The organism is Nitrospira japonica, from assembly GCF_900169565.1.
GTDB lineage: Bacteria > Nitrospirota > Nitrospiria > Nitrospirales > Nitrospiraceae > Nitrospira_C > Nitrospira_C japonica_A.
On sequence record NZ_LT828648.1, the window covers coordinates 1,143,903 to 1,157,103 of the forward strand.

The 13,201-nt window shown below is 59.9% G+C and carries 10 protein-coding genes; 3 read left to right on the forward strand and 7 right to left on the reverse strand.

Going from position 1 to position 13,201, the window contains the following annotated elements:
* Positions 1–63: 63 nt before the first annotated feature.
* Both treY and NSJP_RS05510 read right to left on the reverse strand, forming a co-directional pair.
* The gene (treY, locus tag NSJP_RS05505) at positions 64–2,964 is read right to left on the reverse strand and encodes a malto-oligosyltrehalose synthase (protein ID WP_080885920.1); all 2,901 of its coding nucleotides are present in this window, start codon (positions 2,962–2,964) and stop codon (positions 64–66) included.
* A 16-nt stretch (positions 2,965–2,980) separates the two neighbouring features.
* Entirely contained in the window at positions 2,981–4,222 is a 1,242-nt protein-coding gene (locus tag NSJP_RS05510; RefSeq protein ID WP_080885921.1) for a glucose-1-phosphate adenylyltransferase, read from the reverse strand.
* A 308-nt stretch (positions 4,223–4,530) separates the two neighbouring features.
* Here NSJP_RS05510 and NSJP_RS05515 point away from each other — a divergent pair, with 308 nt between their 5' ends.
* The 3 genes from NSJP_RS05515 to NSJP_RS05525 all read left to right on the forward strand — a co-directional run bounded on the left by NSJP_RS05515 (position 4,531) and on the right by NSJP_RS05525 (position 8,440).
* Entirely contained in the window at positions 4,531–5,499 is a 969-nt protein-coding gene (locus tag NSJP_RS05515; protein WP_172834186.1) for a BON domain-containing protein, read from the forward strand.
* 48 nt (positions 5,500–5,547) lie between these two features.
* Positions 5,548–6,858, forward strand: coding sequence for an MFS transporter (locus tag NSJP_RS05520; protein ID WP_080885923.1), 1,311 nt, complete (start codon positions 5,548–5,550; stop codon positions 6,856–6,858).
* A 262-nt stretch (positions 6,859–7,120) separates the two neighbouring features.
* On the forward strand, positions 7,121–8,440 hold the full coding sequence (locus NSJP_RS05525; RefSeq protein WP_080885924.1) for an MFS transporter: 1,320 nt from the start codon (positions 7,121–7,123) through the stop codon (positions 8,438–8,440).
* A gap of 70 nt (positions 8,441–8,510) precedes the next feature.
* Here the strand turns inward: NSJP_RS05525 and NSJP_RS05530 are convergent, their stop codons facing one another.
* The 5 genes from NSJP_RS05530 to NSJP_RS05550 all read right to left on the reverse strand — a co-directional run bounded on the left by NSJP_RS05530 (position 8,511) and on the right by NSJP_RS05550 (position 13,136).
* Positions 8,511–9,146: a superoxide dismutase gene (locus tag NSJP_RS05530; protein ID WP_080885925.1), complete on the reverse strand. Its 636-nt coding sequence runs from the start codon at positions 9,144–9,146 to the stop codon at positions 8,511–8,513.
* Positions 9,147–9,445: 299 nt separating this feature from the next.
* A complete protein-coding gene (locus NSJP_RS05535; RefSeq protein WP_080885926.1) occupies positions 9,446–10,282 on the reverse strand; it encodes a hypothetical protein in 837 nt (278 codons plus the stop codon).
* A 31-nt stretch (positions 10,283–10,313) separates the two neighbouring features.
* Positions 10,314–10,547, reverse strand: coding sequence for a DUF2630 family protein (locus NSJP_RS05540; protein ID WP_080885927.1), 234 nt, complete (start codon positions 10,545–10,547; stop codon positions 10,314–10,316).
* Positions 10,548–10,611: 64 nt separating this feature from the next.
* On the reverse strand, positions 10,612–12,072 hold the full coding sequence (locus NSJP_RS05545; RefSeq protein ID WP_155969908.1) for a cytochrome B6: 1,461 nt from the start codon (positions 12,070–12,072) through the stop codon (positions 10,612–10,614).
* Positions 12,069–13,136 (reverse strand): SDR family oxidoreductase, encoded by a 1,068-nt coding sequence (locus NSJP_RS05550; RefSeq protein ID WP_080885929.1) that lies wholly within the window; start codon positions 13,134–13,136, stop codon positions 12,069–12,071. The genes NSJP_RS05545 and NSJP_RS05550 overlap by 4 nt, the downstream gene beginning before the upstream one ends.
* Between the last annotated feature and the right edge of the window lie 65 nt (positions 13,137–13,201).

Below are 13,201 nucleotides of genomic sequence, written 5' to 3' on the forward strand. Positions count from 1 at the left end.
GAGAAGAGGAGAAGGAGGAGGGTATTGCGCTATAGGCGTTTTGCCGCGCGGCTTGCCGGACGTTCAGGACAGCCGTTCCAACAGAGCCACGGGGCAATGGCCAAATACCTGACTCAACGGAAGGACCCGTCGGCCGTTCACCGACTCTGCGGTAAAGATTTCGCCGGTCAGAACGTGGCGGTACTCGCCGAGCGTCGGCCACGGCGGCACGGTCACCCAGCTATCTTCCCAGATGGACGTGCCTACCGGGAGCCGTTTCTCGTCGGGAGCCAATGTGGCGACCAGGCGGGGCACGACGGTCATGACGGCCTGTCGGTCTCGCACCCGAGCGAAGGCGCAGAGATGCTGTTTCTTGCTGCCGCCGCATTCCAGAGGAAGGTAATCGCCCTGCTGGAACAGCTCGGGATGACGCCGACGCTGGTCCAATCCGAGCATCAGCGCCAGTAACTTCACCCGTCCGTCTTCCGGCTGTTCGAAAAGCGACCGCACAAAGGCCGCGCGGTCCGGGCCGGCTCGGTCGATCGTGACGCGGAGTTCCTCGAGCGCCGCGGCTCTCGCGACGTAATCCACGGGGCCGCGGTTGTCCGGGTCGACGAGGTGAAAATTCCACAATTCGGCGCCTTGATACACGTCAGGAATCCCGGGGGCGGTGACTTTGAGCAGGACCTGCGCAATCGAGTTGTAGAGCCCGTACCGGGCCACCCGCTCTTGGAACGGCAGGAAATCTTCGAGGAAGCGATTGGCCGGGACACGGTCCAGTACCGTGTGGATGAAGTCGTGCAGCGCCTGGTCATAGGTCGGGCTGGGATTGATCCAGCTGCTGTGAATCTTCGCTTCGTGCACGGCCTTATGCATGTAGCGCTGGATGCGGTCGCAGAAATTCCGATAGGCCTCGTCGGTCAAGGGCTCGAGCGGCCATGCGCCGATCAGCGTCTGATAGAGCAGATATTCGTCGTTGCGGTCCGGCAGCCGTTCCCCGTCGATTTCCCGTCGATGCGAGCGGTTCAGCCTGCTCCATCGACCGATCCGCGTCTTCCACTCCTGGGGCAGCTCGGACAACACGTTGATGCGCGCGCGCACGTCTTCGCTCCGTTTGGTGTCGTGGGTGGACGACGCCGACAGGCCGTGCGGCCAGCGGGTCTGCCGGTCCCTCATGCGCCGGTGGAATTCGTCGACCGACAAGCCGAACCGATCGGGATCGCCGCCGACTTCGTTGAGCGAAATGAGCCGGTGATAGCGGTAGTACACCGTGTCCTCGACCCCCTTGGCGGTGACCGGGCTGGTGGTCTGTTGAAATTTCATGACGAACCGCATCTGTTCTTCACGGTCCTCCGGTGTCCTGGCGTCTCCCTGCTTGAGGAGCAGCGAACGGATGAAATCGAAGACCTGGCCGTCGATCGCCGGGTTGCGCCGCTTCGCCCTGGCGACCGCCATATGAATATAGGCGCGGTCGCGGTCCGACACCGGCTCCGGTCCGTCGGTGATATACGTGCGATAGACCGGAAAGCAGGCGATGATCTCCCGTATGGCGTGCGTCAGGCTGTTCAGAGTGAAGTCCCGTGACCGGCGGTCCCGCTCGGACAGCACATTGAGCTGATGGCCCAGTACATTGAGCTCGCTGGACATCGATACCTGCATGATCAGCTGCTTGCCTGCATAGACCAGATCCGCATAGGTGTCATCATGGCCGACCACCCTGGCGTAGATCTCCGTGAACAGGCGTTTGTGATCGGCGGCAACGAACAGGCCGTTGACGTCATTGAGAAATTCGTACCCGGTCGTTCCTTGAATCGGCCAGGTCTCCGGCAACGATTCATCCCGGCCCAGGATTTTCTCGACGATGATGTAGAAGGGAGACGCGCCGGGATCGCCGCCGCCCTGCTGTGTCAGGTCACGCAGCTGCCGGAGGTAGCGCTCCGGATCGTACAGACCGTCGACGTGATCGATGCGGCATCCCCGGGCGATTCCCTGCCGGATGAGGCGCAGCAACAGCTGGTGCGCCTCCTGGAACACCGCCTCATCTTCCACGCGGATGGCCGCCAATTCGTTGATGTCGAAGAAACGCCGGTAATTGATTTCTTCGGACGCCACCCTCCACGACGCGAGACGATAGGCTTGTTCGTTCAGCAGGCTGTCCAAGAGATCGAAGCTGTCCGCGCGGTCCCGCTCCCCGTTGAAGAGACGCAGATTGTCCATCACGAACGCGCGCACCAGCGGATTGTCCCCCAATAGCGCGGCGAGCCGTTTCTTGATGACTTCCTTCTCACGGCCCCGCTCCTCGATCAGCTCCGGATCGCGCACATCCGGCGCCGGGAGATTCTTCAGCGCCGTCACGATGCTCCGCAGCTCCATCACCGGCATGTCCTGTTCGCCTTCGCGGGTCAGCTTGTCCAGTTGGTGCGACAGCAGACTCACCCAGGTTTTCGGCGCCAGGGGCAATTCGTGGTCGCCGTAGCGAAGCAGGAAGGCGCCTTCGTCGTACGCGACGTGAATGTCCTGTCGCTCGAGGACCGCTCCGTATTGATCGCCCAGGATGGGCAGCAAGACTTTGTTCTCCAGTTCGCGTTTGGTGGGATGCCAGTCGATGTCGAAGGCGGCGGCATAGCGGGATCCCGGGCCGTTCTCCAGCACGTCGCGCCACCAGCCGTTCAGCGTCTTGCCGATGCCCATGTGATTGGGAACCGTATCGATCACGAGGTTCAGGCCCTGCGATCGGAGGGCATCCACGAACCGGCTGAAGTCCTCCTCGGTGCCGAGTTCGGGGTTCAAGACTGCATGGTTGATGACGTCGTAGCCGTGTTCGCTGCCCGGCATGGCGCGGTTGACCGGAGAAAGGTAGCAGTCGGTGATACCGAGCGCATTCAGATAGGGCAGAATGTCGGCGGCTTGCGCAAAGGTGAAACTGCGGTGCAATTGCAGCCGGTAGGTGGCCAACGGCAGGGGTGAAGAAATAGACGGCGACATGGCGTCACGTCGATGGTCAGGAGGCCCGGCGAAGGGAGCCTGGTTCCATGTCGATCGAGGGGTGCGGCACCACGACCAGCCCGGATTCCGATACGTGGAAGTGCGCGGCGTCCCGCTCCCGTTCGTATCCGAGGCGGGTCTGTCCGGGAATCACGGCGCCCCGGTCGGCGATGACGCGGCGAAGCCGGGTGTGCGGGCCCACGTGCACGTCGTCGAGGAGGACACACTCCTCGATCCGCGCGCCGCGTTCGATCCGAACTCCACGCCCGATGACGGACCGCCGGATTTCAGCGTCGACGCATTGACTGGATTGTCCGATCATCGAATCGTCGATGCGGCTGCGAATCAACGAAGGCAGCGGGCCGTCGTACCGGCCCGAGACGATCGGCCAATCGGCATTGCGCAAGTCCAGAATCGGCGTCTCGCCAAGCAGGTCCATGTTCGCTTGCCAGTAGGCGTCCAGAGTGCCGACGTCCCGCCAATACGCATGCTCTTCGTACGGACGAAGTCCCGGGATGTCGTTGCACGACAGGTCATAGGCATGGACCACATAGTTGGCGAGCAGGTCCGGTACGATGTTGCGACCGAAGTCGTGAGGGCCTTGACGGGATGCGTCGCGCTTCAGCAGTGGGACCAGGGTCTCGGTATTAAAAAGATAATTGCCCATGGAGGAGAGCGCGTAGTCGCTGCGGGTCGGCATGGGTTTGGGATGTGCCGGCTTTTCCTGGAATCCGACCACTCGTCCGCTTTCCTCGGTTTCAACGATGCCGAAGCCGGTTGCCTCCTTGACCGGGACGGGCAGTACGGCGACCGTCACGTCGGCCTCCGTTTCCAGGTGCCGGCGCACCATCTGGCCGATATCCATCCGGTAAATGTGGTCTGCGCCGAATACCGCGATGATGTCCGGTCGAAAATCCGCGATGAGATTGAGATTCTGATAAATGGCGTCTGCCGTGCCCTCGTACCATCCTTCGCGCGCCCGCATCTGCGGCGGGACGACGCTGACGAAATTGTCCTTGCTCCTGCCGCCGATCTGCCACGCGTTGCGCAGGTGTTCGATCAACGATTGCGACCGGTATTGGACCAGGACGTGGAGCGCCGTGATGCCGGAGTTGACGAAATTGCTAAGGACAAAATCCACGATTCGATAGGTCCCGCCGAACGGGACAGCCGGTTTGCTCCGCACTTCCGTCAAGGGAAGCAATCGTGAGCCTTTCCCGCCGGCCATGATCATCCCTAACACGCGCGTCGATTTCATGAGTGATGTTCCATTTATGTTCGCTGATGTTCCGCCGCATGGTTGCGCCGGAAGCCATTCGCACCATAGCAAGCGCCTCCCACTCCCCTAACTGGGAAATACCCTGGCCAGTCGCCACAGCGTCGCGTGCGCCCGATGTATCGTCGGTTGCATGGCAGGGGGCTGTCGATCCTCCTCGATCTGTGGTATGGATGTCTGAAAGGTGAGGTATGCCTAGGGAGTCACCGGGTAGGCAATTACGGAATGAGGCGGCAAAGATGATTTCGCGGCCGGTGAACGCTGTGAATGTAATCGGCAGGAGTCGGCATTTGGGTGCGTTGTCGGGGATCATCCGAAAAGCGGGAGCCGTAGGTTGGCTCGCATTCCTGTGTTTTCTGGTTCTGTCTTGGGATGTCGCGCGTCTCGACGCGTCCGACAACAACGACGATCGGTCCAAGGATTCCGGGGCAGCCCCGGAATCAAAGAAGAAACCGGACTCAGAGGCCAAGCCCGACGCAGGGGCCAAACCTGCGGCCGAAGAGAAAGCCAAGGAAGAAAAACCCAGGGTTGAAGACAAGGGTAAATCTGACGAGAAGGTCAAGGCCGAGGACAAGGGGCGGAGCGAAGACAGAGGAAAGTCAGAGGAAAAAGCGAAGATCGACGAGAAGCCGAAAACGGAAGAGAAGGCCAAGACCGAGGAAAAAGGAAAAGCGGAGGATAAGGTCAAGGCCGAAGACAAGACAAAGAGTGAGGAAAAGGCCAAAGTCGAGGAAAAGGCCAAGGTCGAAGAGAAGGCCAAACCAGAAGAGCCGGCGCAAGCCAAAACAGAGGAATCCGGGAAAAAACCGGTCACCTCGCTCAACTTGACCATCAAACTGGCGCTGATGGGCGACCCGCTGCTCTTTCCGTTCGATATTGAAGTGGAGGTGGACAATCGCAAAGCCGTGCTGAGCGGCAACGTGCCGACGGAGGAAGAGAAGACCCGGGCGGCGGAGATCGTGAAGAAGATCGACGGCGTCGACTCAGTGGTCAATAAGTTGACGCCTTCCCCCGCTCTCCGGGCCACCCTGTCCAAGAAGCAGGATGAAACCATCGCCCATCTCGTTCGAGACCGGTTGGCGCGCAGCGAAACCCTGAAGGCCGTGGGATTCGACGTGAAAGCGGAGAACGGCGTCGTGCTGTTGAGCGGCAAGACCCGATTTCAGGTCATCGCCCTGGAAGCGGCGGAGGCGGCCAGGCACATTCCCGGCGTTCGGGCGGTCAATACTTCCGGCGTGCAGATCATCGCAAAAGAGTAGCGGCTCCAATAGGAATCTCACCTCAACCTTGCATGGGGGACCGTGTCAGTGCAGGACCGTCCGGCCCCTCTCACAATTCAAGGCGTTCCGCGACGCTGGCTGCTCAGTCACGATTTCAGTCTGGTGTGGTGGGGGCAGGTCGTCTCGCAGGTCGGAGACGGCATCTCCAAGCTGGCGTTGGTGTGGTTCGTCTATTCCGTCACCGGCTCGCCGCTGAAAACCAGCATCATTGGATTGCTGCAAACGGTGCCGGCCATCGTATTGGCCCCGCTCATCGGCGTCGCCGTGGATCGGCTTCCGAAGAAGACGCTGCTGATTCTGTCGGATCTCGTGCGGGCGCTCGTCATCGGCCTGATTCCCTGCTGGATGCCGGTCGATACCTTTACGGTTTCGGCGTTGTACGTGCTGGTGACCCTGCACGCCATGGCGACCGCCGTGTTCGGTCCGGCATTGACGGCCTCCATTCCTTCGCTGGTCGCCCCCGCTCAATACACATCCGCAAATGCCCTGCTGCAGGTCACGACAAGCTTGGGGATCATCATGGGACCGGCATTGAGCGGATTGGGCATCGCGGCGTTGAGTTCCCAGGAAGTCTTGTGCCTCAATGCCGCCACGTACGTCATCTCCGCGGCCTGTTTCATACCCATTCGGTTCGCTCCGTCCGTTTCAAGCGGCGCGTCCCAATCGCTTGCGTCAACCTGGCGTGACGTCGTGGAAGGGTTTTATTACGTGGTCAGAGGCCGGCCCCTGGTGCTGTTCCTCACCGCGACCGCCTCGTTGTATACCTTTGCGACGGCCGCGTTCACGACGCTGTTTCCGGTGTTTGCGAGAAAACTTCTGGACCTTGGTCCCGTTGAAGTCGGGTATCTCTGGTCGATGCTCGGTATCGGTCTGCTGAGCGTCTCCGTGGTGCTTACCACGATCAGCGCTTGGAGCGTCAAGCGCCGCCTCAAGATCATCGCCATGGCGAGTGCGGCAAGCGGCGTCGCGCTGCTGGGCTTGGTCTGGGCCAGCCGCCCGGCCGCGGCGGCCGGTCTGCTCATCCTTCTGGGAGGCGGGCTCGGAGTTCTCACGCCCGTTGCGTGGGGGGTGCTGCAGGAGGTGACGCCGGCGCAACTGTTGGGCCGTGTCCTGGGGTTCTATACGATGGGGGCGATGGGCGCGGCGATGGGAGGGATTACCTTTTTCGGGTGGGTCACAGGCGAGTACGGCGTGCCGATCAGCATCAGTGTCATTGGTCTGGTCATGGTCGGTACCGGACTCTGGACCGGGCATTTCCTGGGCCGGATGACTGAACGGTCCCTAGCCTATGTCGTCCAGCAACCGGTTGAAGGTGAAGGGGATACCTGTCAGTCTTAACTGGAGGTTTGTATGCTTGGACCTCTAGGGAAAGGTCCAGGTCCTCGGAGAGCTGCAGCGGATTGGTCAGACAAATTGTCCTCATGAGGCGAAATAGTCTTGAGCTTCATGGCGAATCGCCACGCTAACCCCCCAGGATAGAACGCAATCCCTCTTGATCTCCAGGACAACTTTGAGGCAAGGTCTGTGCATTTCATCCGGGCAGATAACGCGATCAATACTCTGACCGATATCGACCATACACCCAGGACTTGAACCTATCATGACGCGCGCACTTCCAAATGACCGCCCAGATGTTTCCGAAGAGCCCTCAGGCACCTCCGGCTGGGGCTTGCTGAAGACCCGGAATTTCGCCCTCTTGTTCTGGGGACAGATGACATCCCAAGTCGGCGATAGCTTGAATCGGGTGGCGCTGCTCTGGTTCGTCTATCAATTGACCGGTTCGGCTATGAAAATGGTCGTGATCGGCCTTTTGCAAACGATTCCCCCCCTGGTGTTGGGTCCTCTGATCGGGGTCTATCTCGATCGAGTGGATAAGAAGTCCGTGATGATCAAGGTGGATTTGGCTCGCACGTTCCTCGTGCTGATGATCCCCGTGCTCTATGCGATCGGCGAGTTGTCCCTCGAGCGATTGTACGTGGCCGTATTTCTGCTGGCCATCGTGTCGACGGTGTTCGGCCCCGCCCTGTCTTCCTCGGTTCCGCAAATCGTTCGGCGCGACCAACTGACGTCCGCCAATGCATTGCTCCAAACCACCACGAACGTGGGTTTGCTCATCGGTCCTCTGATCAGCGGCATCGGTATCGCCCTGGTCGGTTCGCAGAACGTCTTGTACGTGAATGCCGCGACGTTTTTCGTGTCGGCGCTGTGCCTCGTCGGCATCCGTCTCCGGCCCATGCCTAAAGAGATGGCTGCAGATGAGTCCGCCCGTGGCAGTTGGAAGCAGGAGTTAATGGCCGGAATTCGCTTCGTCTGCTTCGATCAATCCATGCTGGTCCTGATGCTGGCCGCCGCGCTTTATAGCCTGGCCGCGAGCGCCTTCGCCTTTATGTTGCCGGTTTTTGCGGAACAGAACCTGAGCGCGGGAGCGTTGGAACTGGGTATCCTATGGTCCGCGCTGGGAGCGGGAATGCTGGCGACATCGACCTGGCTGGCCTCCCTTGCCCAAGGTGATCTGACCCGCCGGTTCACCCTCATCTTCCGTTCGATGGTGGTCGGTGGTCTTGCCATGTGCGGACTTAGTGTGTTGACTGCTCCGTTGGTCGCTGGCGCCCTGATTCTGATCATTGGCGGCAGCACTGCCTTGTTCATGCCGATCGTCTGGGGCGTGCTGCAGGAAGTCACGCCTGCTCCGTTATTGGGGCGTGTCTTCACGACGTTCAGCACCGGGTCTATGGCCTCGGCCATGGCCGGGATGGCCGGGTTTGGATGGGCCGCCGATACGATGGGACCCCATGTGAGTTTGTTGGGGATTGGTCTCGTTCTGCTTGTCACCGCCTGCGCGGCGGCCTTGTCCAGCCGGCAATTCCGGCGGTTGGCCGGCGTGTACCGTCCCCAACCAGCCGGAGAATTGGCGGTCTAGCGCGTGAGCGGCTAGACACGCCACCCGTTTTCCGGGTCTCCCCTTCTTCCCGTATTCCTCACCGCCAATGTCATGCGGCGCGCTTGCGAAGTCGCTCCGTATCCTCCACCCGACGATCCACAATGCGCCAATTGATGTTGGAGAAGAAGGCATCGATATATTGCGCCCGTTGGGACGGGGCATAATCCAAGAGATAGGCATGTTCCCAGACGTCCATGACGAGGACGGGCGCAAAGCCGGCCACGTTGCCATGCTCGTGCAGGGTCACCCAATGGTTCGTCAGTCGACCGCTCTCCGGATCCTGGAAACAGATGGCCCAGCCGACCCCTCTCATCTTTCCAACGCTGGAGAAATCCGCTTGCCAGCGATCAAAGCTGTCGAACGAGGCCTCCGCTCGTCGGCGAAAGGCGGATGAGCCCTCCGGCTTCAGAGAGGCTTGGGAACTGAGGTTCTCAAAATAATGCTCGTGGAGGACCATGCCGTTGTACTCGAAGCCGAGGCGGCGCGTCAGTTCGGAATAGGCCGGCATTTCTTCCTGGTCTACCGATCCGTCCTTGAGAAATTCGGCGATACGCCCTTGTAAGGCATTTGTCGCCTTGACATACCCTTCATAGAGCGAGAGGTGGAGGTCGACGGTTTTGTCCGAGATGCCTTGTAAGCCGTGCAGGTTGAAGGACTTCACGCGATAGGGAGGGAAGTGCGGCATGATGGACTCCTTTCCATGCAACGCGGCGCCGTCTCCATTCAGGGACGGCGCCGCACAGGTACAGGTAACGATCAGAAATGACTGCAAACTCCTGGGTTGGCTCCAGGTTCAGCAAGGGCTGCTCGGTATGACCCGTGTTCGTTCCTTGGGATTAGCAATGTGTTTATTGAATTCCTGAACTTCTTCTTCGAGCTTCTCCGCTGCCGTCTTGGATTGTCCCGCCGGGGCGTTTCGACGGCATTTCATCGCGACGTCCCGAACCGGTTTTCTCCTGTGGCCCGGTTGTGCTCTCATGATTGTCATCGCACCGGGATCACGTCGGGTGTGGCAATTTCGAGCACATAGCCTTGTTCGTCCAGCAACAGCACGACTTCCTGACCGGGCTTGATCCGGTCCAGTTTTTCCAGCGGAGGACGGAATTGTACTTCCCGTTCTCTGCCGCCCTCCGAGATCTTCAGCCGGCCTTCAGGACCGGCCCCTCGAAACACGGCGCGCAATTGCTCGTGGGCTCCTTTTATGGGCGCCCGATGGCTTTTCGCAGCGTCGGCTGCGGCGGATAGGCCGCCGGGCTGGGCATCCACCAGTTGTCCCGTCTCATCGGCCAGGAAGACGGCAGACACTCCGATGGGAATCGAAGCCAGCGTGCTTTTCGCCCGTTCGGCCACGACGAAGGTCTTCGTTCCTTCGGGCGTGACGATCACGGCTTTGTCCAGCCCGACGGTCAGTGGGGTCTGCAGTTTCCCTTCGATAACCTGATGATGCGATGTTTCCCCTGGACGATGGTAGTCGACGAGGGCGTTATTGTCGTTCAAGGTGATGATGATGATGTCGCCCGGTTTGAACGTTTGCCCCTTGTCCGCCGCCGGCTTCAGTGGAATGTACAGCGACTTTGGATTGCCGATATCCACTTCCATTTGATTGCCTCGGATTTCCTTGACGCGCCCGGTGACCAGGCGATTGCCGGCCAGGTTGGTCTCCGTTTGCTGGCTGATGACCTGTTCGCGAGAACCGCTCTGAACGGTTCCGGCCCCGGTCGTTGGTGAATCCGGTTGCAGATCGGCTGCCATGGTCGTCGCGGCACTGAGGCCGACCGTGAAACCGATGGTGAACACGAAGGCAGAATGAACAATCTTCATAACGTCTCCTCCTCTTGCGCCCATGGCGTTCTTAGGGGCGATACTTCGCGACGATTTCGGCCGGACGGACCTGGGCTCTGTCGGGGTCTTGACCGACAGAGCGAAGCGCGCGGCGTTGACGCAACAAATCCCAGCACTGATCGATTTCGACTTGAATGCGTCGCAACCTCAGAAACTCGTCTTCCGAAAGGGATTCTTTCCCCTGCATGAGATGCTGTTGCAAAACCAGTGTTTCGATCTGACTGAGTACCGAGCTGTCCGACATGCATGGCCCCCTTTCGCCTCAGAGTCCCGATCGCTCAACGATGGCTGCTGCCGCCGCGTCGGATTTACAACGCGCGCAGGAAGGCCGTCAGCGCCTTTTTATCCTCCGCTTCCAATTTCAAACCGCCGACGAGGTTGAAAAACTCGACCGTATCCTCCAGCGTCGGTAGCCGGCCGTCATGGAAATAGGGCGGAGAATCCTTGATACCGCGGAGGACGAACGTTTTGATGGGACCGTCTCCCATGGCTCCGAACCGCTCGAGCTGCAAGTCATGCATCTGATGGTCCGTATAAGAGGGAGGAGCATGACAGGCGACGCATTTGGCCTTGCCGAAAAACAGCTCTTCCCCTCGGATTTCCATCTGCGTCGCTTTGGCGCGATCCAACCGGCCGGTCATGGGATCAAGGTGTGGCGCCGGAGGAAAATCGATCATGCTCTGCATTTGCGCCATGTGGGCGACCTGCAGGCGATCGATCATATTGATGCCTTTTTTCATCGCCCGTATTGAATCTCCATTGAAATAGGCCGTGCGCTGTTCGAATTCCGTGAAATCTTCCACCGAGCGGAGCGAACGTTTGGATCCGTGAATCTGTTGGTTGTACATTCCCCGCAGGCTGGTCGTATCCAGCCGCAGCCGGTCGAGTTGCGGTCTGGTGTCGGGATTCAAATGGAACTGCCCGGTGGTATGGAAATTGACATGGCAATCGAGGCAGGCGACCCCGAGACTGGGTTTGGCGGTCTTGCGGTCATGGGTGGCATTGAACTCTTCTTGCGGAAATTGCGTCACCAGCATTCTCAGCCCGTCCAGCTGCACGGGGGTGATGAGCCCGCGGAATAGGCGGTCGAAATTCTCGGCGCTCAATACTTCGCCTTGCGATACGTCTCCGAGCTCGGGATGGGTCGTGAGAAAAATGGGAGGAGGAAATTCCGGAAGAAAACAGTCCGGCAAGTCGAAATCGACGTCGAAGCGCTCTAGCCTTGGAAAGTCTTTGATCTGCATGGAGGGAAACACCATGCCGCCGACGGCATGTTTGACGTGAGGCAAGCGGTCGAAACCTCGCGGGAACCCACTCTTCTTTTTGATCTCCTCGGGTGTCAATTGCGCTAGTTGCTCCCAGGTTGTGCCGGACGGCAGCTTTACGGCGGGGCCGACCGGTTGGGACTTGCCTTTGGTCATGACGGCTCCCGACGCGGAACGACAAGCCATGTCATATCTGTCTTGCAAGAGCTGCTGTTGCCGTTTCATGACCGCCGGTTTTTCCGACACGTCCTTCTTCATGACCTGCTCGGCGCTCAGGACTGCATCTTGGCCCGGCGGGGCCCCGAATGGATCATAGGAAAAGTCCACCCCGTCGAATCCCTTTTTCTTAGCCGCATCGATGGAGGGGGTGGAACCGGGTTTCCCGTCCGGCGATGTCGGCTGAGCCAGACTGTTGCGGTCCGAGACGCAGGCCCAGATCGTGAGCACGACGAGGAATGCGGTGACGAACCCGATCAGAAACTGAGAACGACGCAGTTTCATCATGGCCTCTCAAAGGTGTGTGGAAGAATGCCGGTATGGCGCGACGAGGAACCTCCCCTTCCGAACAGCGCCGCGGCCGTGATTCCGGCGGCCGCAATCATGGCACCGGTGACAAAAGGGCGCAGAGACGCCTCCGTATAGAAGCTGGATGCCGAAACGCCAACCCTCCCGCGGGCACGTTCCTTCAACTCAGCGTCGGCAGGAGTGCGATACAGACTGTCTTGCCTTGTGCGGCGGGCGGGCCGCCGGGTGTGTTGGGCGCGAAAGAACGACCGTTCCATGATTTTATCCGTCAACCGTGGAAACGCATGTTCCATCATGGCAAGCAGTTTTCCTTCGACCCCGACAAATACGTCTCGGACCGGCCGTTCGGCGCAGGACAGAATGGTCTGGGCCACGACTTCCGGCGCATAGAGCGGCGGAGGATTTTGGGGTTGGCTGGTCAGGTAATTTCTGGCGTGATCCGCAAATGGTGTATCGACCGAACAGGGTTTGACGAGCGTGACGGAAATCGGCAAGCCGTCGTGCTCGATCTCCATTCGCAAAGCATCGGTATAAGCTTTGACGGCGTGTTTGCTGGCGCAATAGGGACCCTGAAGCGGAATGGCCCGGTCCGAAACGGCGCTGCCGATATTGATCAGGGCACCTCCGTGCGTGCGAAGCTGCTCCACGGCGATGCGCGAGCCGTGCACGACGCCCCAGAAGTTCGTGTCGAACACTCGACGCTGGTCCGCGACCGGGACATCCATGAGCCGGCCGTAGGTCGAAACGCCGGCGCAGTTGATCCAGGTATCGATCCGCCCGTGGCGGCGGATGGCCTCGTCGGCCACTCGACGCAACGCCGCTTCATCCGCGACGTCCGCCGGCACGAAATGGGCCACTCCTCCATGTGACTCATTACCCTGAATCTCCTGGGAGAGTTCCCGAAGGGCTGCTTCATTCCTGCCGGTGAGGATCAGCCGCCCGCATCGACTTGCGGCAAGCCGAGCGGTGACCAAACCGATCCCGCTGGTGGCTCCGGTGATGACGATGACCTGTTCTCGAATGGGTTTCAAACGAAGCGACACGGTATTCCCCGCCCCGGTCCCTGGGATTCTTGCACTGTGAGAAGAGCCCACGTCTTCATTGACTA

What these genes read in the sequence shown, in the direction of transcription:
- treY (WP_080885920.1), bottom strand. Translation starts at nt 2,964, where the DNA reads ATGTCGCCGTCTATTTCTTCACCCCTGCCGTTGGCCACCTACCGGCTG.
- NSJP_RS05525 (WP_080885924.1), top strand. Translation starts at nt 7,121, where the DNA reads ATGACGCGCGCACTTCCAAATGACCGCCCAGATGTTTCCGAAGAGCCC.
- NSJP_RS05540 (WP_080885927.1), bottom strand. Translation starts at nt 10,547, where the DNA reads ATGTCGGACAGCTCGGTACTCAGTCAGATCGAAACACTGGTTTTGCAA.
- NSJP_RS05545 (WP_155969908.1), bottom strand. Translation starts at nt 12,072, where the DNA reads ATGATGAAACTGCGTCGTTCTCAGTTTCTGATCGGGTTCGTCACCGCA.
- NSJP_RS05530 (WP_080885925.1), bottom strand. Translation starts at nt 9,146, where the DNA reads ATGCCGCACTTCCCTCCCTATCGCGTGAAGTCCTTCAACCTGCACGGC.
- NSJP_RS05510 (WP_080885921.1), bottom strand. Translation starts at nt 4,222, where the DNA reads ATGAAATCGACGCGCGTGTTAGGGATGATCATGGCCGGCGGGAAAGGC.
- NSJP_RS05535 (WP_080885926.1), bottom strand. Translation starts at nt 10,282, where the DNA reads ATGAAGATTGTTCATTCTGCCTTCGTGTTCACCATCGGTTTCACGGTC.